Origin of the sequence: Arthrobacter sp. NPDC093139 (assembly GCF_044754165.1) — a bacterium.
Taxonomy (GTDB): domain Bacteria; phylum Actinomycetota; class Actinomycetes; order Actinomycetales; family Micrococcaceae; genus Arthrobacter.
In genome coordinates this window covers 74,935-93,124 of sequence record NZ_JBIVOO010000007.1, presented here as the reverse complement: position 1 = coordinate 93,124, position 18,190 = coordinate 74,935, and the positions used below count along the sequence as shown (strand labels likewise).

18 protein-coding genes and 1 pseudogene are annotated in these 18,190 nt (G+C 64.4%); 13 read left to right on the top strand and 6 right to left on the bottom strand.

Annotated features, from left to right (window positions below; genetic code table 11):
- The first annotated feature begins 63 nt into the window (after positions 1-63).
- A complete protein-coding gene (locus ACIP90_RS12810; RefSeq protein ID WP_400579699.1) occupies positions 64-789 on the top strand; it encodes an HAD hydrolase-like protein in 726 nt (241 codons plus the stop codon).
- A 67-nt stretch (positions 790-856) separates the two neighbouring features.
- Positions 857-1,210, top strand: coding sequence for a hypothetical protein (locus tag ACIP90_RS12805; protein ID WP_400579698.1), 354 nt, complete (start codon positions 857-859; stop codon positions 1,208-1,210).
- Positions 1,211-1,329: 119 nt separating this feature from the next.
- Here the strand turns inward: ACIP90_RS12805 and ACIP90_RS12800 are convergent, their stop codons facing one another.
- The gene (locus ACIP90_RS12800) at positions 1,330-2,367 is read right to left on the bottom strand and encodes a helix-turn-helix transcriptional regulator (protein ID WP_400579697.1); all 1,038 of its coding nucleotides are present in this window, start codon (positions 2,365-2,367) and stop codon (positions 1,330-1,332) included.
- Between the two features lie 120 nt (positions 2,368-2,487).
- On the opposite strand from ACIP90_RS12800, the gene ACIP90_RS12795 reads away from it, so the two are divergent.
- The 8 genes from ACIP90_RS12795 (at position 2,488) to ACIP90_RS12760 (ending at position 8,804) form a co-directional block, all read left to right on the top strand.
- Positions 2,488-2,886 carry a DUF1304 domain-containing protein gene (locus ACIP90_RS12795; RefSeq protein WP_400579696.1) on the top strand — a complete coding sequence of 133 codons (399 nt, stop codon included), beginning with the start codon at positions 2,488-2,490 and terminating at the stop codon, positions 2,884-2,886.
- Between the two features lie 73 nt (positions 2,887-2,959).
- On the top strand, positions 2,960-3,853 hold the full coding sequence (locus ACIP90_RS12790; RefSeq protein ID WP_400579695.1) for a potassium channel family protein: 894 nt from the start codon (positions 2,960-2,962) through the stop codon (positions 3,851-3,853).
- Between the two features lie 50 nt (positions 3,854-3,903).
- A complete protein-coding gene (locus ACIP90_RS12785; RefSeq protein ID WP_400579694.1) occupies positions 3,904-4,032 on the top strand; it encodes a hypothetical protein in 129 nt (42 codons plus the stop codon).
- 4 nt (positions 4,033-4,036) lie between these two features.
- Positions 4,037-4,708 carry an alpha/beta fold hydrolase gene (locus ACIP90_RS12780; protein WP_400579693.1) on the top strand — a complete coding sequence of 224 codons (672 nt, stop codon included), beginning with the start codon at positions 4,037-4,039 and terminating at the stop codon, positions 4,706-4,708.
- A gap of 146 nt (positions 4,709-4,854) precedes the next feature.
- The gene (locus ACIP90_RS12775; protein ID WP_400579692.1) at positions 4,855-6,570 is read left to right on the top strand and encodes a LuxR C-terminal-related transcriptional regulator; all 1,716 of its coding nucleotides are present in this window, start codon (positions 4,855-4,857) and stop codon (positions 6,568-6,570) included.
- Positions 6,571-6,611: 41 nt separating this feature from the next.
- A complete protein-coding gene (locus tag ACIP90_RS12770) occupies positions 6,612-7,223 on the top strand; it encodes a carbonic anhydrase (RefSeq protein ID WP_400579691.1) in 612 nt (203 codons plus the stop codon).
- Between the two features lie 134 nt (positions 7,224-7,357).
- Positions 7,358-7,681 carry a hypothetical protein gene (locus ACIP90_RS12765; RefSeq protein WP_400579690.1) on the top strand — a complete coding sequence of 108 codons (324 nt, stop codon included), beginning with the start codon at positions 7,358-7,360 and terminating at the stop codon, positions 7,679-7,681.
- Entirely contained in the window at positions 7,659-8,804 is a 1,146-nt protein-coding gene (locus ACIP90_RS12760; protein ID WP_400579689.1) for a flavin-containing monooxygenase, read from the top strand. Before ACIP90_RS12765 ends, ACIP90_RS12760 begins: the two co-directional genes overlap by 23 nt.
- A 99-nt stretch (positions 8,805-8,903) precedes the next feature.
- Here ACIP90_RS12760 and ACIP90_RS12755 read toward each other — a convergent pair whose 3' ends face one another.
- A complete protein-coding gene (locus ACIP90_RS12755; RefSeq protein WP_400579688.1) occupies positions 8,904-9,284 on the bottom strand; it encodes a VOC family protein in 381 nt (126 codons plus the stop codon).
- A gap of 234 nt (positions 9,285-9,518) precedes the next feature.
- Here ACIP90_RS12755 and ACIP90_RS12750 point away from each other — a divergent pair.
- Positions 9,519-9,701: pseudogene (locus ACIP90_RS12750) on the top strand (DUF4913 domain-containing protein); the annotation flags it as partial.
- Here ACIP90_RS12750 and ACIP90_RS12745 read toward each other — a convergent pair.
- The 4 genes from ACIP90_RS12745 to ACIP90_RS12730 all read right to left on the bottom strand — a co-directional run bounded on the left by ACIP90_RS12745 (position 9,655) and on the right by ACIP90_RS12730 (position 15,190).
- Positions 9,655-10,893: an amidohydrolase family protein gene (locus tag ACIP90_RS12745; protein WP_400579687.1), complete on the bottom strand. Its 1,239-nt coding sequence runs from the start codon at positions 10,891-10,893 to the stop codon at positions 9,655-9,657. The pseudogene ACIP90_RS12750 and the gene ACIP90_RS12745 sit on opposite strands and share 47 nt — an antisense overlap.
- 65 nt (positions 10,894-10,958) lie before the next feature.
- Positions 10,959-11,414: a GAF domain-containing protein gene (locus ACIP90_RS12740; protein ID WP_400579686.1), complete on the bottom strand. Its 456-nt coding sequence runs from the start codon at positions 11,412-11,414 to the stop codon at positions 10,959-10,961.
- Between the two features lie 40 nt (positions 11,415-11,454).
- A complete protein-coding gene (locus ACIP90_RS12735; RefSeq protein ID WP_400579685.1) occupies positions 11,455-13,128 on the bottom strand; it encodes a hydantoinase B/oxoprolinase family protein in 1,674 nt (557 codons plus the stop codon).
- A 10-nt stretch (positions 13,129-13,138) separates the two neighbouring features.
- Positions 13,139-15,190 carry a hydantoinase/oxoprolinase family protein gene (locus ACIP90_RS12730; protein ID WP_400579684.1) on the bottom strand — a complete coding sequence of 684 codons (2,052 nt, stop codon included), beginning with the start codon at positions 15,188-15,190 and terminating at the stop codon, positions 13,139-13,141.
- Between the two features lie 739 nt (positions 15,191-15,929).
- Here ACIP90_RS12730 and ACIP90_RS12725 point away from each other — a divergent pair.
- Together ACIP90_RS12725 and ACIP90_RS12720 are read left to right on the top strand one after the other, a co-directional pair.
- Positions 15,930-17,219 carry an MFS transporter gene (locus tag ACIP90_RS12725; RefSeq protein WP_400579683.1) on the top strand — a complete coding sequence of 430 codons (1,290 nt, stop codon included), beginning with the start codon at positions 15,930-15,932 and terminating at the stop codon, positions 17,217-17,219.
- Entirely contained in the window at positions 17,216-18,040 is an 825-nt protein-coding gene (locus ACIP90_RS12720; protein WP_400579682.1) for an aspartate/glutamate racemase family protein, read from the top strand. The genes ACIP90_RS12725 and ACIP90_RS12720 overlap by 4 nt, the downstream gene beginning before the upstream one ends.
- Positions 18,041-18,190 lie beyond the last annotated feature (150 nt).

Genomic DNA, 18,190 nt, shown 5'->3' with positions numbered 1-18,190 from the left:
CACCAAAATTTTCCCGGCACACCCAGAACCGAACCAACTCCACGACCGAAAGCACTCGAAAAAATGACACTTCTGCAGCAAGACCGTCCACCTCTCACTGGCATTAGCTGCGTCCTGTTCGACATGGACGGAACGCTGCTGGATTCAGCACCCGGCGTTACGGCAAGTGCTTCCCGAGCCCTGGCAGCCGTAGGCGCGCCGGTCCCCGCGATGGACAAACTGCGGCAATTCGTCGGCCCGCCGATGATCGAGTCCTTCAGAACAGTCTCACAGCTGGACGACATAACCGCCCAAAGGGCCCTCCAACACTACCGCAGGGCATACGCCGACCACGGCGCTGAACAGTCCAGCCCATACGACGGGATCATCGAACTGCTTGACCATCTGCACTCGGCCGGCATTCCGATGGCTGTGGCCACATCCAAGGTGGAAGATCAAGCGGTAAGACTCGCACGAAGATTTGGCATCGAAGGCCACTTCATCAACATCTGCGGGGCGTCCGACCGCGATGGAAGAGCAAGCAAGGCAGAGGTCGTCGCCGAATTGCTGCCCCGCCTTCAGTCCGAAGGCGTAGACATCTCCAGTCCGGTAATGATTGGAGACCGAAGCTACGACATCGCCGGAGCCGCCGAACATGGAATCCCGACAATATTCGCGCACTGGGGCTACGGGGACGCGGGCGAAGCGTCGCAGGCGGCCGCCGTTGTCTCCTCTCCTGCAGCCCTGCTGCCACTGATCGTGGCCAAACGCCGCCCGTCGGCTACAAGACGCTCCCCCGCCATGCCGTGACGGAGGCCCTTACGACCCCGTATATAGACTGCAGTAGTACGTGTCCCTCGACTTTTAGGAGAAGTGCATGAGCTACAGCGGAAGTCAGTCCGAGAAGCCGGTAGCAGCCGGTGACCTAGACCGCAGCCATATCGGTCAGACGGTGAGCTTTGAATCGAACGACTTCACGGTTGTCTTCGGAACACTCTCCGGCATCGCCCGGACCGAGGCCATGGTGTACCTGTCCCTTCAGGGGGTGGGCGGCGGCACACATCTGAAGGACGAGTACGACTTGCCTCTCGACCACAACGTCTACGTTCAGATGGATCCCCTGAGCACCGCCGGGAAAACCCTCGCAGAGGCGGAACGGGTCATCAAGGAGAAGTTCGACGAGATCAAGAAGAACCTCCGTGACCGGGAACAGAAACCGGACTCCGAGTAACCGAAAACCGGCCAGCAAGGAACCCCGCAGTGCCCGGCACTGCGGGGTTCCTCTGTTTGTCACTGTGCCCAACGCGCCGCCGATAGGACGAGAACCACTATGGCGATGCTGGGGCAGCTTCATGCCAGCAGCTTCGCCACCAATTCCCCGCGGCTGCCGACGCCCACTTTTCCGTAGAGCGCCTTCAAATGGTCGTGCACCGTGTGCGGGGAGATGAACAGATTTCGGGCGACGTCCGCCGTCGAAATTCCGGACAGAAGCTCCAGGCAGACATCCCGCTCACGGGCGGAGACCCCGTAGGCCGCCAGCAGGAGGCTGACCACGTCATGCGTGGTGGCCGGCTCCACGGTGACCACCATCTGCTCGGGGTCGTCGCCGGTAATGAGGCGGCTGGCCTGCAGCACCACCCAATTGCCGCCGGCGTCACGCATTCTGGCCCGGGCAGTGCCTGACACGGAGGCGTGGGCCTGCGCCACGACGGAGTGCAACGTCATGGTGAAACCGCCCGGAGCCGCATCCTCCACGTCGGCCAACCACAGGACCGCGGCGGGGGTGGCCGCCCGCAGTTCGCCGTGGATCCCGGCGATAACGATCACCGGGCCACCCGCAATGGGGCGTTGCCCGCGCTGCACCCGCACGGCCACTCGGGTGGCAGCTGCCAAAGCGGCGGTGACGGCCTCCAGGAATTCCACCTCACGGTCCGTGAAGTCCTGCCCGCCCTCCCGGAAGATACTGCCCACACCCCAGCACGCCTCGTCCACCCGGAACGCCCCGCGCAGCTCATGATGCAATCCGAGGGGCACCAACAGGTCATTGATTCGGACGCTGTGGACCACGTCCCGGTGCGGGGCATCAGAAATCCTGGCCACGGGCCGCGGCCGCAGCAGCAGCTCCCTGAACGTGTTGGGTTCGGCTCCGGTGTACTCGGACTCGGCGAAGCGGGCCGCATACTCGTCCGTCACCGGCCACGGCCGCCAGTTGGTCACGGACGTCATCCCCAGAGTGTCCGGGTCGACCCCCGCCCAGCAGCCCTGATCGAACGGCACCGCCTGCCGGACAACGGCCAGGGCGGCGGTGTAGAGCCCAGCCAGGTCTAGGCCGCCCGCGGCGAGGTCTGCAATCTCGCGCCGGGCACGCTCAGCGCGCTCCTCCCACATACCTCCAGTATCCGGCCGGAGGGCCGCACCGCAATCCCCGAAACTGGGGATTGAGGGCGTCTCCCGAAACCCCTGGTGAGGGGATCGCAGCGGCGCGCGCCGCCGGCGTACTCTTCCCCTATGAACGCCGTATCCCAGCTCTTCGCGGTGCTGGCCGCCCTGATCTACATCGTGGTGTTCCCGCTGGAAAGCTTCTTCCTGCGACACCCGGCAGCGCAGAAATTCCTCAGCACCCCTGCACAAAACGTGCCCGCCGTGATGATGTGGGCGATCCCCACAGGGTTCCGCAACCTCCTGATCGGGTTGGGGAACATCGCCGGCGTGGTCGCGGTGAACATGGGCCACGTGGTGGTGGGGTACACGCTGGTGGTCTACTGCTGCGCCAACATGGTGCTCAGCGGTGCCACCATGGGGCTCGCGGACTGGCTGGGCCACTACCCCCGGAAGGGAGACAGCATCCCCGGCACCCTCGGGTCGACCATCCCTCCCCTTATTGCGCTGGTGGCGCTGCCCTTCTGAGCAAGCGGTCGCCGTCGCCCTCTCCCCTGATGTCCATCGCGGCTTCCGAGCAGTGCCGCCCATAAGATGAGGCATGGACTTCGCGGACACGCTCTGGACGGTTTTGGGGGCCGGGCTGGTTCTGCTGATGCTCGTCGACGTCTTTCGTACGCTCCTTTATCCGCACGGTTCCGGTCCTGTGGGCCAGGCGATTATGCGCGGATTCTGGCTGGCGTCCAGAAAACTGCAGGGCCGGGGCTCCTTCATCGCAGCACCCTTGGCCATGGCAGCTGTCATTGCCGCCTGGGCAGGCCTCGCGGCCATCGGCTGGGCCCTGCTCTATCTGCCCCATCTGCCGGCCGGTTTTGTTCACGGCGCCGGGGTTCCACAGCGGGGCGACTTCGCCGAAGCGCTCTACATCTCCCTTGTCACTCTTTCCACTGTGGGGTTCGGCGAAATCGTGCCGGCACATCCACTGCTCAGGCTGGTTGTGGCCTTCCAGGCCGTCACCGGTTTCGGGTTGCTGACAGCAACGGTCACCTGGATCCAGCAGACATACCCCGCCCTGAACCGCCGCCGAGCCCTTGCCCACCAGCTGAACCTGTTCAAGGAGGCTGCAGGTCCGGCTGGTGTATTGTCGCTGGAACCCCGGCACGCTGCCGGGCTGCTGGAGTCAATGGCCGGAAACGTGGCTTCGGTGAGCATAGATCTGCTTGCGTTCCATGAAACCTATTACTTCCGTGAAGTCGAGCAGCGCGGCTCCTTGCCGGCCACGGTCGCCTACGCCCAGGAGCTGGCGTCCGAGGCCCAGCGCAGCGCGAGCCCGGAACTCCAGTTCGCCGGACGGATGCTCCACGCGGCGCTGGACGGACTCGCGAACGTCCTTCGCGGCAAATTCGGCCATTCAGGATCAACGTCTTCCGATGTGTTCGACAGTTACGAGCTGCACCACAGACACCGGCGGCCGGGGGAACCGGACAGAAACTAGCGTCGCGGCTATTCCGCGATCCGTGTCGCCGCTGCGCGTACCCTGAGGCTATGGAATCCGAAGTCCGGGATCTCAGGCTCCGCACCGGCATCACGGTGCCGTGCCTCGTCCGGGGCGACGCCGGCGCCAAGCCGGTATTGCTGCTGCATGCGTGGGGCGAATCCCGCCCGAAGCTTTGACCGCGTGATACCCCTGCTGACGGGTTTCCGGGTCTACGCTCCCGACCTCCGCGGGCAGGGCGGGGCTGACAAACCGGAGGAGGGCTATTCCCTGGCGGAACAGGCCGAGGACACCGCGGCGATCCTGGAAGCCCTCCACGTGCGGCGGGCCTTCATCGTCGGCTCCTCCAGCGGCGGCTACGTCGCCCAGCAGCTGGCGGTTGCCCACCCCGAGCGGGTTGCGGCGCTGGTGCTGGTGGGCTCTCCCCTGAACCTGCAGGGCCGGACCCCCTTCGCCGACGAAGTGGACGCCCTCACCGACCCGCTCGACGAGGGATGGGTCCGGGAGTCCCTGTCCTGGTTTCCCCTGCTGCACGAGGTTCCCCAGAGGTTCATTGAGGACCGCGTGCGCGCCGGCCTCAGGATGCCAGCCCACGCGTGGAAGGCCATCCTGAACGGCCTGTGCGAGGCCACGCCGCCCTCGGATTCGGGAACCATCGAGGCGCCCACGCTGATCCTGTGGGGCGCCCAAGACAACCTTCTGCCACGCAGCGACCAGGAAACCCTGGCCGCCCGGATCCCCGGCGCAGTACTGAAGGTCTACCCCGACGTAGGGCACATGGTTCTGTGGGAATGCCCGGAACGGGTGGCTGAGGACGCAGCGGTGTTCCTCACCTCGTGTGCCTGGCACCTGTGACGGGGGCCCCGCACCTTGCCGCCCCTTAACCCCGGCGGTAGCCTGAAAACCAGATGACGGGCCGCGCCGCCCACCACCGGTTCCGAGAGAGCTGGCTCCGGCAGCGCCCACAGGGTCAGACCCGCCACCGGGAACGGGGAGAGGCGATGTCTACGCTCGCAGACGGGCGGGAAGCCTACGCCGAACGGCGCTGGCCGGACGCCGTCGGGCAGTACACCGCTGCCGAGCAAGACGCCGAACTGCCGGCCGGCGATCTGGAGCGGCTGTCCACCTCCGTGATCCTCACCGGCCGGGGTTCCGAGGGAGTGGACATCCTGGCCCGGGCGCACCTGAAGTACCTTGCCGACGGCGACTACGCCGCCGCCGTCCGCTGCGCCGTCTGGACCGGGATTAACCTCATCTTGCTGGGTGAACCGGCCCGCAGCGCCGGCTGGCTGGCCCGGGCACACCGGATCGTCGAGGACCTGTCCGAACCCTGCCGCTTCGAGGGCATGCTGTTCTTACCTGCCGGGCTGGGCGCCCTCTACCAGGGCGAAGGCGCCGCCGCCGCGGAAGCCTTCACCAGGGCCGCTGACCTCGGGCGGGAACGTGGCGACGCTGACACGGCGGCCCTCGGCATGCTTGGCCTCGGACAGGCAAAGATCATGCTGGGCCAGCTCGACGACGGCCGGGCCCTGCTCGACGAAGCGATGGTGGCCGTCACCGTCGGGGAAGTCTCCCCGGTCCCCGCCGGGATCATCTACTGCGCAGTGGTCGAAACCTGCCATCTGGCCTTCGACCTGCACCGCGCGCACGAGTGGACAAGGGCGCTGGACCGGTGGTGCGACGCGCAACAGAACCTGGTGGCCTTCAGCGGCCAGTGCCAGAAGCACCGGGCCGAGCTTTACCGGCTGCACGGCGCCTGGACCGAGGCGATCGATGCGGCCAAAATGGCTCAGGACCTCGCCTTCCGCGGCGACCGGATGGCCACCTACGGCGGCTTCTACGAACAGGGCGAAATCCACCGGCTCCGGGGCGACTTCGACGCCGCCGAAGCCGCGTATCTGCACGCCCAGGAGACCGGCTTCCCGCCGCAACCCGGGCTGGCGCTCCTCCGCCTGGCCCAAGGCAGGCCGGACCAGGCCCAGTCGATGGTCCGGCTGACCATGGACGGCGCGGCCCCCGACTACCGGCGCCGCATGCTCGCGGCCCGGGTGGAGATCGAACTGGCAGCAGGCGACGCACCTGCAGCACGGGCCGCCATGGAGGAGCTGGCCTCGCTCTGCGCCTCGTTCGACATGCCCATGCTGCACGCCCTCGCCGAGCAGTCCGAGGCCGCCGTCCTGTTCCACGAAGGCGACCCCAAGGCTGCCCTGGTCCCGCTGCGCCGCGCATGGTCCCGCTGGCTCGGCCTCGACGCACCGTTCGAAGCGGCCTGCTGCCGCGCCCTGCTGGCCAGCCTGTGCGCCGCGCTCGGCGACGAGGAATCGGCGCGACTGGAGCGTGAGGCGGCCCGGGCAGTATTTTCGGAACTGGGCGCCGTGCCGGCGCTATCGGAGCTTGAGCGCTCGGCGCTCGAGTCATCCGCGGTTGAGTCATCCGCGCCTGAGCAGTTGGCGCCCGCTGCGCCGGACGCCCGGACAGCCCTGCTGCCAACCTCCGAGAACGACGTCGGCCACGCCGCCGGCACCGGGTCCCTCACCGCCCGCGAAACCGAGGTGGTCCGGCTCGTCTCCGCCGGACTGAGCAACCGGGACATCGCCACCGAGCTGTTCATCAGCGAGAAAACGGTGGCCCGGCACGTGAGCAATATCTTCACCAAGCTGGGCCTGACCTCCAGGGCAGCGGCCACAGCCTACGCCTACCGGCACGGACTCGTCTGACCTCCCCTTGTGAGTCAGCATGCCACCGTAAGGTAAGCAGGGTGAGCAGAATCAGCCCGTACGATGCATGGCAGCGCCTGCTTGAAGGCAACGAGCGTTTCGTCTCGGGAGAATCGAAGCACCCGAACCAGAACGCCTCCCGGCGCAGCGCACTGGCGCACACCCAAAACCCGTTCGCAGTCATCTTTGGCTGCGCGGACTCCCGCCTCGCCGCGGAGATCATCTTCGACGTCGGCCTCGGCGACGTCTTCGTCGTGCGCACAGCCGGGCACGTGATCGACGACGCCGTTCTCGGCTCTCTCGAGTACGGCGTCTCGGTGCTCAAGGTCCCGCTGATCGTCGTCCTCGGGCATGACAACTGCGGCGCCGTCACGGCCGCGAAAGAAGCCGTGGAAACCGGGGACGTGCCCTCGGGCCACATCCGCGACCTGGTTGAACGGATCACACCGTCGGTACTGAGGTCGCTGCGTGAGGACAAGACGGACGTCAACGACATCGTCGTCGAACACGCCAAACAAACCGTGCACCGGCTGCTGGACAGTTCACGGATGATTTTCGACGCCGTGGACAATTACTCCACGGCGGTGATCGCCGTCGCGTACCGGCTCGAAGAAGGCCGGGCGCGGCTCGTCTTCACATCTGGCGTCCTCTGAAGCCACTTTCCGCTAACCGTCACAGACCTCCCTCCCCTGCATAAAATTACCCATTCCGCGCCCTGCGGATTCCGCCCCGGAAATGGGTGATTCGCCCGATTCGCCGCGCGGCGCCGAAAAATAGCGTTAGTGGCATGAACATCTCGGTGCTCGCAGGAATGGTTTCCACCGTCCTCTTCGCGGTGAGCTACCTGCCCATGCTGCTCAAGGCCCTGCACACCAGGGATCTTGACTCCTACAGCCTCGGCTACCTCGTGCTGAGCAATGCCGCCAACGCCGTGCACTCCGTGTACGTTGTCAGCCTCCCGCCGGGGCCGATCTGGGCGCTGCACTTCTTCTACGTCGTCGCCTCCGCGCTGCTGCTCATCTGGTACCTGCGCTTCCGGTCCGTTCATAACCCCGCAACTGAACCTGCATCACCAAGGAGGCACCACCATGAACACCACCCCAGCAACTGACTCCTTCGGCGCCTCCGGCACAACCGCCGTCGACACCGTCATCATCGGCGCCGGACAGTCCGGCCTGGCGCTGGGCTACTACCTGGCGCAGCAGCACCGGAACTTTGTCATTCTCGACGCCGGCACACGGGTCGGCGACGCGTGGCGGAACCGCTGGGACTCGCTGCGCCTGTTCACCCCCGCCAAGTACGACGGCCTGCCCGGCCGGCGCTTCCCCGGCGACCCCCTCGCCTTCCCCACCAAGGACGAGCAGGCGGACTACCTGGAGGACTATGCCTCCCGGTTCCACCTCCCGGTCCGGCCCAACACGGCCGTTACCCGGCTGAGCCACGACGGGCGGCGGTTCCATGTCACGGCCGGGGCGCGGCGCTGGACGGCGGCCAATGTCGTCCTCGCCACCGGCGCCTACCACCTGCCCAGGACGCCGCGCTTTGCGGCGGACCTGCCGTCCGACGTCGTCCAACTCCACTCCTCCAACTACAAGAACGCGGCCCAGCTAAAGCCCGGTCCGGTCCTGGTGGTGGGGCTGGGCAACTCCGGGGCGGAGATCGCCCTGGAGACCAGCCGTACGCATGAAACCTGGCTGGCCGGCAAGCCGAGCGGCGAAATCCCGTTCCGGCACGGGCGGACCGCGGCCCGGTTCTTCATCCCCATGGTCCGCTTCGCCGGGATGCACGTGCTGACCACCAACACGCCGATCGGGCGAAAGATGCTGCCCAAGATGGCTGCCATGGCAACCCCGTTGATCCGCACCAAGGTCGCGGACCTCGCCGCCGCCGGCGTCCACCTGGTGCCGCGGGTCGCCGGAGTCCAGGGCAGCGAAGCAATGCTCGACGACGGCCGGCGCCTTCCGGTGGCAAACGTCATCTGGTGCACCGGCTACACCGAGGCCTACCCGTGGCTGGACATCCCCTCGCTGCCGGCGAACTGGCGGGAGCAGCAGCACCGCGGGATCGTGGACGCACTCCCCAGCCTGTACCTGCTCGGGAAGGACGTCATCTTCGCGGCAGCATCGGAAACCCTTCCCGGCGTGTGCCGGGACGCCAAGTACCTGGCGAAGCAGCTGGCGGCAACCCGGGCTTCGCAGGACGCAGCGGAGCTCCAGAGCCGACTGGCGGCGTAACTGGACGACGCCTGCGCCCGTCCCGACGGGCCCCGGGACTGCGGCGGCGGCGCGACCGCGGCGGCGAGCGCCGGCGTCGTTCTCCTTCAGCGTTGGCTGTTACGCGCGCTGGGTGATGTTGAGAATGTTCCCTTCGCTGTCCAGGAACCAGGCGGACTTCCCCCAGTCATCCGTGAAGACGCCGTTCTCCGTCTTCAACCCGGGCTGGTCGTACTCTTCAAAGACGACGCCGCGGCCCCGCAACTCCTCCATTTCGCGTTCGAGGTTGTCCGTTGTCCAGCCCATCTGGGTGTTCTTCGCCGTCCCGGCATTCTCTGTCTGATAAACGAGGAAGGCCGTTCCGTGTCCGCCGCGGTACACCAGGTTGTCGTCCTCCACGGACTCGGAAGGCTCCAGCCCCAGCTTGTCCCGGTAGAAATCCCTCGCCCTCTTGATGTCCTTCGCGGGAAGTACAGCCATGATGTCTGAATCCGTGAGCATGATGATTTCCTTTGCGCGTTGTTCTCTCGTTGATGGCGGTACTCTTCCCCGGAAGCGGTTCCGGAACGTCCTTGTCCCGTGGCCGCGTGGCCGCCCGTTCCGCCAATACCGGGGCGGCCACCTGGGACTCTGCTACGCCCCGCCGGCCATCATCGGCACGAGGGTCCCCGAAGCTTACGGGGCCATTATGGAGCCGATTCCCGGCTACGGAAATAGTGCTGAGGCGGGACTTCCACCACCTGGTGCCCGACATGGTGGAGGCACACGGAAGCCGTCAGCCGCTTGGAAGCCCTCGGCCCGCAACTGAGACAAATAATGCCTTCAGCCGAATCGTGGTTCCGGCCTTCCTCATGGGCCATTGCCTCCGGGCTTAAGGTGTCAAATCCCTGGCACCCCAAAGGGCACCGGTGGAGATGATCTGCCCGTCCTTAATGACGGTACGCGTCTTGCTTTCGTCCCAGAGGATTGAGGGTTCATGGAAGGGATTCCCGTCCAGGACCACCAAGTCCGCACAGGACCCTCCGGTAATACGTCCAAGGTCACCGCGCCGGAGCAGGGTGGCGTTGGTTGATGTTGCCGACCGGAGTGCGCCGTACACGCCAAGGGCTTCACACTGCAGGCGGAGTCCGGCCAGTTGCTCATCCTCCAGTTCACCCATGAGGTCTGTTCCGAACCCAATCCGGACTCCGGCATCTCGGGCCAGTGCCACGGCATTCTTTCCCGCCGCTAGCACTTCCCGGTTCTTGGCCGCTCCCACTTCGGTGAGGCCGACTTCCTTCCCGCGCCGTTCCATGGCTTCGTAGGTCACCAGGGTGGGGACTAGATAGACATCATTGGCAGCCATTAGCTGGGCGGTTTCAGCGTCCAGCAGGTTGCCGTGTTCGATGCAGCGAACCCCGTTAAGTACTGAATGGCGAATGGCCTCGGGGGAATAGGCGTGAGCGGTGGCATAGCTGCCCCGGCGGGAAGCCTCCTCCGTTACGACACGGATTTCCGCCGCACTGTACTGCGGAATGCGAATCGGATCGACCGGTGAAACCACCCCGCCGGAGGCCATTAGCTTGATGGCGGAGGCGCCTGTGCGGAACCGGTGACGCACGGCCCGCAGCAGATCCTCGACGCCGTCCACGACTTCGCACATGTGCCCGCCATGGAAGCATCCTCCATGGTTCGCGGCCCGGATGTCGCCATGGCCGCCTGTCTGGCTTAGCGCGGGGCCGGTGAAGAAGTAGCGAGGACCAGGGTACAGACCCTCCTCGAGGGCGTTGGCAAGGCCAATGTCACCACCGGCTACGTCTCGGACCGCGGTGAAGCCGCGGAGCAATGTAGCCGAGAGGCGCCTTGCCCCTGCAAGAGCGGAATAGCTCAGCGGCCCCGTTTCGTTCCTGGCGGACGTCAGGCTGATCGCATAAGCATGAAAATGTGCATCGATGAGTCCTGGAATTACGGTTCTGCCGCCGGCGTCAAGGACGGCGCCGGTCTCTTCCACATCCTGCCCTACGGCGGTGATCCGGCCATCCCGGATGCTGATGGAGCCCTCAAGCAGGTCAGGTGATTCACCGTCGAAAATGAGGGCGTTCCGTATTGTCAGGCTTCCCGGAGTTGTCACGTGCGGATCCTTCCTGTTGTTGTCCCCGCGGGCGAGCCCCCAATTGGTGCCCGCCCGCGGAGGAACTAGTTGGCGGTGGTAAGGGCTTCTTCGAGCAGATGGACGGACCGCCGTGCGACGTCCACGGCTGCATCCACCGAACTCTGGTCGTAGCTGCCCTCAGGGCCGAGGAAGTTCATGGATCCGATAGTCTGGCCATGGCTCACGACCGGAACGTTGACGATGGCCCCGCAGCCCAATGACTCGATGGTTGCCGAATCAAAGAAGAATGCGCGGACCACTTCCTTATCCGCCCCCAGGAACGGCTGCTGTCCTTTGAGCACCTGCTCCAGCCACACCGGGTTCGTGTCCCCGGCGAGAGTCTTCTTCCCGCCCACCGGATAGACATCGGGATGGGTAGTGTAGACGCGGGCCATACTGGCGCCATTATCGGCAATGACGGAGGCGGTAAAGAGCGTGACACCAACTGCTTCCTGGGCGTGAGCGTACACGTCGTCGAAGGATTCAAATTGGGAACTCATAGAGTCCTTTCTTTTCTTGATGGGAACCGGCTGGTGGTGCTTAGTAGCCGTAGTGAGTCTTGGCGAAGTCCTCGGTGATGAATCCGTTGATGATGTCGTAGGTGATGTCTTCGCGGGAGCGCTTGGAGACCTCTCCGAAGCCGCCGCCGCCTCCCACGGCGAGGCGGACGACGTCGCCGGCCTTGACCTTGCGGGCGTTCGCCTTCAGGGTGCGGACCTCATCACCGCGGCCGGGGTTGATGACAACTTCCGGCCCTTGGGCGTCTGATCCGCCGAAGAGCCCCCAGGCGGGGGTTTTTGACCGTTCGAACCAGAGCCCGACGACGCAGTCGGCCAGGAACTCGTATTCGCGCACTACGCCGTTGCCGCCGCGATACTGCCCGGGGCCGCCGGAGTTGGGGCGGATGGAGTACTCGTTGATCCGGAACGGGTAGCGGGTCTCCAGCATCTCGATGGGCAGGTCCTTAAGTGAGCCGTTGACGTTGTTGATCATGGCGGATTCACCATCCGTGCCCTGCCAGGCGCCCCAGCCGCCCAGAGTGGCTTCCATCGTGACGAAGTTCCGGCCGAAGCGGGGGTCGAAACCGGCGGCGGTGATGATCATTGAGTCACCGTGGCTGGCGCTGGCGACGCGTTCGGGCATGGCCGGGGCCATTGCCTTGGAGACGAGGTCAATCAGCAGCCCAAGGTGGGAGAAGTACCACTGGCACGGGGCCGGCGTCACGGCACCGAGCACTGAGCCGGACCGTACCTGAGTGGTCATTGGCCGGAAAGAACCGCCGTTGGAGTTGGACTCCGGGCTGATGAGGAGCTTGTAGCCGACGCGCAGTGCCGAGACGGCCTGGGCGGCACCACAATTGACCGGACCCATGGTCTGGTCCGCGGATCCTGTGACATCGAAGTCAACGGTGTCGCCGGCTACGGTGATCCTTAGCTTGATCGCAATAGGAGTGTCCAGATTGATACCGTCGTTGTCCAGGAACCCCTCGGCTTCGTAGACCCCGTCCGGGATGTTGCGTACGGTCGCGCGCTCGATTTCCTCCGTTTGGCGGAAGATCTCATCACGGGCGGCGTCCAGCTGCTCCATCCCGTACCTGCCCACGAGCTCCTTCATCCGGGTGGTCCCCATCCGGAGGGCCGCGATCATCGCGTGCATGTCACCAATGGTCTGGTAGGGGAAGCGCACGTTGGTCCGGATCAGGTCCACAACCGAAGTCTCCACTCCGGCTTCGACCAGCTTGACCGGCCCCATCCTAAAGCCTTCCTGGAAGATATCCGTCGAGTCCATCGAGCCGCCCACATCCTTGGACCCCATGTCCATCCAGTGCGCACGCGTCGCGGCGAATCCGACCACCGCGCCGTCGTCGAAGATCGGAGCAAAAAGGGTCACATCATTCAGGTGAGTGCCGCCCAGGTATGAGTCATTAAGGATCCAAATGTCCCCTTCCTGCCACACCTCGCGGCCGTACATCTCCTCCACCGCGATGGAACAGGTTTCCAGGTTGCCGAGGAACAGCGGCAGGCCGGCGGACTGTCCGAGCACGCGGTGCTCGGTGTCCAGAAGGGCCACGACGCAGTCCCCGCCCTCGTAGAGGATGGGTGAGTAAGCGGAACGGATCAGGGTGGCGTTCATGTCATCCGCGGCGCTGGTGAGCGCGTTGCGGATGATTTCCACGGTGACGGGATCCAGGGTTTTGACTGCTGCAATTGTCATTTTTGGTACCTCAGTTTCCTTCAACATCTTCAGAGCGGATGACCAGGGAGCCGATCTCGTCGACCGTGACGTTGAACCCGGGGGGAACCACAGTGGTGGCGGTCTGCTCCACGATGATGGCGGGTCCTTCGAATGTGTGGCCTGCGCCGAGGTCGTCCCGGCGGACCACGGTGGTGTCGTGTTCGACATGGTCAAAGACCACCCGCCGGATTTCGTGCTTGAACAGCGGGCCCTGCGCGGTGACGTGGCTGGGAGCTTCCAGCCGTCCCAGGTCGCCGACCGCCTGCGTGCGCAGTGTGACGATTTCAATCGGGGCGCCAAGGTTGGAGTGGCCGTAGCGCTCGTGGTACATCGCGGAGAAGCGGACAGCGAGGTTGGCGACGAAGTCGGGAGACTCGGGTTCGTCAGCGGAGGTCAGCGGAACGTTCAGGGAGAACTCCTGCGACTGATAGCGGACGTCCACGGACGCCGTCGTGGAGCGGTTTTCCTCCGGGACTCCTTCCGAGACCAGTGACGACAGGCCTTCGACTTCCATTGAGCGCAGGATGCCGGCCATGTCTGCCACGTCGATGTCTTCGTCGAGGTAGAAGTAGGGTTCGGAAAAGTCCTTGCGGATGTTGGTTTGCAGCATGCCCCAGGCAGAGAAAGCGCCGGGGAAGCGGGGAACGACCGTTTCCGGGATGCCGAGTTCCTTGGCGAGGAAGACGGCGTGCATGGGTCCGGCTCCGCCGAAGGCCACCAGGGAGAAGTCGCGGGGTTCGATGCCGCGGGAGATGGTGATGGTCCGGATGGCTTGGGCCATCTGGGAGTTGGCGACGTCGCAGATGCCTTCGGCCATGGCGATGGGGTCGAGGCCGAGCTGGTCGCCTACTGTTTTTACGGCTGTTATCGCGGCTTCACGGTCCAACGCGACCTGTCCGCCGGCGAACCAGTCGGGGTCGACTCGGCCGAGCACCAGGTTGGCGTCGGTAACGGTGGGTTCCGTCCCGCCGCGGCCGTAGCACGCCGGTCCGGGGGTGGCCCCTGCCGAACGCGGTCCGACCCGCAAGCCGCCGGCTTCGAGCCAAGCGACGGAGCCGCCGCCGGCGCCGACGGTGTGGATGTTCACGACGCTCATGAGCATCGGCAGACCTTCAAGGTGGGCCTCGGTGGAGACGTCCGGCTTGCCGTCGACCACTAAGGAGACGTCAAAGGATGTGCCGCCCATGTCCACACCGATGAGGTTGCGGTTTCCCGAGACACCGGCCAGTTCTACATCGCCCATGGCACCGCCGACCGGGCCGGAAAGCAGCGTTTGCAGCGGACGCTTACGAGCGGACTCGGCGGTGAGCACGCCGCCGGAAGACTGCATGATGTGCAGTGGAGCTTCCACGCCCCGGTCAGCGAGTTTCTCTTCTAAGTCCAGGAGGTAGTTGCGTACGACCGGACCTGTGTAGGCCTCGACGACGGCGGAGGAGGTGCGTTCGTATTCGCGCCATTCCTTGGCTGCTTCGTGTGAAAGGGAGATGGTGAAGTCTTCCCCCAGTTCCTCGAGCAGGATTTCGCGGGCCCGGAGCTCGTGCGAGGGGTTCTTGTAGCTGAACAGGAACCCAACGGCAACGGCACCGTAGCCCTCCTCCGCTGCCCGGCGCGCTGCCTGGCGTACTGCAACTTCGTCCAAGGGCCGGAGTTCCTGGCCTTGACTGTCCAGCCTGCCGCCGACACCGATGACGTCCTTGCGCTCGACCAGCGGGACGGGCTTGCGGTACTGGGCATTGTAGAGCTCGAGACGGGGGCCGCGGGCGATGTGATAAGTGTCTTCGATGCCGGCCGTGGCCAGCAGCAGCACGGGAACCCCACGGCGTTCGAGGAACGCATTCAGGCCCTGGGTGGTGCCGTGGACCAGGAAATCGATGTCCGTTAGATCATCAACTATCGATTCGAGGCCTGCAATGACTCCGGCACTCAGGTTCCCCGGCGTGGTGGACGCTTTCGTAGCCGCGTAGGTTCCGGCGTCCTGGTCGTACGCCACAATGTCAGTAAAGGTTCCGCCGATATCCATCGACACCCTGTAGTTCGGCATGTGTATCTCCTCATGCTCTTGGAATGGAACTTTGTGTGTGAGAGATCACGGTACATTCGAGGCCGAGCAAGATGGTGGGCATACTGCATGATTCGGCTACAGCTGGACGGGCAGAGTGCATAACAGTGGTGTGCGGGCACCAGACTATTGAGACCGGCGGGCTGGGCGCCATTCGGCGTGAGGTTTACTGAATTGGCGCTTGCCACTCCTTAGGGCGACAACGAAGACGCTTCCGGGTGGGATGTCGTGGCACGAGCCATTCTGGCCGGGGCAGGCACAAGTGCTGGAAACGAAACGAACCGTGGCTGAGTGCCCCTTTGGCGATCCCTCTTGGACGCCTGGCGCCAGTCCGAAAGGCCCGGTAACAACGCCGGATAGAGCCTGCCCAATGTCCCCAAAAAACAAAGTCCTTTTGACCTGCGCAGAGAGAGTGCGCGTTTAGACAAGCAGTGCTTTACGCCCAAACGGGAGAATCAAGAAAGTGCAAAGTGAACACTGCCTGAGCGCTCCTCGTTTGTAGTGTGAGTGCAATCACTCGGCGGGAGGCTAGAACGAGCTGTTCCGAGTGGAGGCTTGGTGAGCTGCTCCGAGGTGAATTCCCTGATATCGGGACTGTTCTCCGTGCAGAAACCCTGCGTGAACTTCTTATCCTGTCCAAAATATCGGAGGTCAAGACATGTCCAGTATCGACCCACTCATTTCAGGGCAAGCGCCCGGGACGGCGAGCCCACCTCGCTCCATGGCCGTCGGCCACGCGTTCCGCGACATGCCTTTCGGGTCCGTCCACTTCAAAATCGGTGCCGTCCTCTTCTTCGCTTTCGCAATCGAAGCGTGGGAAATGCTCATCCTCACCTACGTCGCCAGTGATCTAGCGACCAGCCTGCAGGTCGGTGCGACCCAGGTGGGGATCGCCATCTCGGCACTCTTCCTCGGCATGATCCCCGGATCTCTCCTATGGGGCCCCATCTCCGACCGGATCGGCCGGAAAGCGACGTGCGCGTGGAGTTTCGCCGGCTACGGCGTCATCACACTCCTGAGTTGCTTCGCGCCGAACTTCGAGACGCTCGCGATAGCCCGCTTCCTCTCCGGGCTTTTGTTCTCAGGCGTCTTCACTGTGACCTTCCCGTACTTTGAAGAACTCCTCCCCGTCAAGGTCCGCGGAAAGGCCGCGGTCTATCTCGCTGCGGGGTGGCCGATTGGCATCCTTGCCGCCCTCGGAACTACCGCCCTGATTGGGGGGCACGGTTGGCGTTGGGTCGTTGCTGTCAGCGCACTCGCCAGCCTATGGGGCATCGTTGTGTACAAGGTCGTTCCGGAATCCCCGTACTGGCTTGCGAGGCGGGGCCGGAACGAAGACGCGCACGATGTCCTCGAACGTCTGGGCGCACAAGACATTTCCCGTAGCACCATTCTCACGGTCTCGGTGGACAAGAGGCAGACCATCTGGAGCCTCTTCAGGGGCAAGATGGGTCGGATCACTGTCATTCAAGTCCTCATCAACTTCACCTTCTCTTGGGGCTACTGGGGACTTCAGTCGTGGATGCCAACGTTGCTTGAAGGGCGAGGACTGAGCGCCTCATCAAGCCTTTCCTTCATCGCCCTGAGCGCGATCCTCATGATCCCCGGCTATATGACAGCCTCCTACCTGACCGGACGTTTCGGCCGCAAGTGGATCTTTACCGGCTACGTTCTGGCGGCAGCCGGCGGCGGCTTCTTCTTCGCGACAGCCTCAACTGAAACCGAGATGCATATCGGCATGTTCTCCCTGGCCTTCTTTGCTATGGGAGCCTGGGGCGTTTGGGACACGTGGATGGGCGAACTGTACCCCTCCGCCATGCGTGGCTCGGGCTTCGGCCTCGGGATCTTCGGCCAGCGGGTTGCGAACACTATCGCGCCGAGCCTCGTCGGTTTCCTCCTCGCCTCCGCCACGGGAGCAACGTCGACGATTCTGTTTATCAATGCGTTCTTGTTTGCCACGGTCGTCCTCGGCCTGTTCTTGCCCGAAACAGAAGGAAGTGAATTGGAATGATCACCACTAACGATAATGTCGACGCTCTGTCGGAGAATGCCCGGATCCTGTGGATTAACCCCCTCTACACCGATGTGTACAACCGTGCGATGGCGGACTCCTTCCGCCAGATAGTCCGTCCCCGCACCGAAGTTGATGTCGTCTCCCTTGACGGAGAGGGCCCCTCCCACGTGGAATACAACGCCTTCGAGGCACTCATGCTGCCACAGCTGTTGCGCACGGTGCGGTGGGCGGAAGAAGAAGGCTATGACGCCACCGTCATCGGTTGTTTTTACGACCCGGCGCTGCGGGCGGCACGTGAAATCACCGATCGCATGGTGGTCGTAGGTCCGGCGCATTCGGCGCTGAGCATCGCAGGCAGTCTGGGTGAGCGGTTCTCTATCCTCGTCGGACGGAAAAAGTGGATTCCCGAGATGGCCGAGAACGTCCATCGTTGCGGCGCGTCAGACCGTCTTGCCTCATGGCGCGTGCTCGAGATGGGCGTCGATGACTTCCAGCAGGACCCGGCACTCACCGAAGAGCGGATCATGACCGAAGCCCGCAAGGCCGTGGAGCAGGACGGCGCAGACGTCATCGTCCTCGGCTGCACGGCCGAGTTCGGGTTCTTCCGAACGGTTCAAGAGGAAATTGGCGTACCCGTGATCGACGCGACCGTGGCCCCACTCAAACATGCTGAGCAGCTCGTGGATTCGGTCCGTCGGTTTGGTTGGTCGCACAGCAAGCGCCTGGGCTACGACGGGCCCACGGCCCAAGAACGCCAACGGTTCTTCCCGGCTCTCGAGCCAAAGCACATGGTTTCAATGACCACGGTGTCCGCGTAAATTCATTGCACCGCCCGTCACGCTGGCTGCTTGCGCGTGACAGAGTGCTCTCCCCCTAGGACATCTATGGCGGGAGGTACCCCAATACCCTCGCTTGCCTTGACACCCCGTGGTCGAGGCAGGCGAGGGAACCCTTGCGGGTCACCAGTA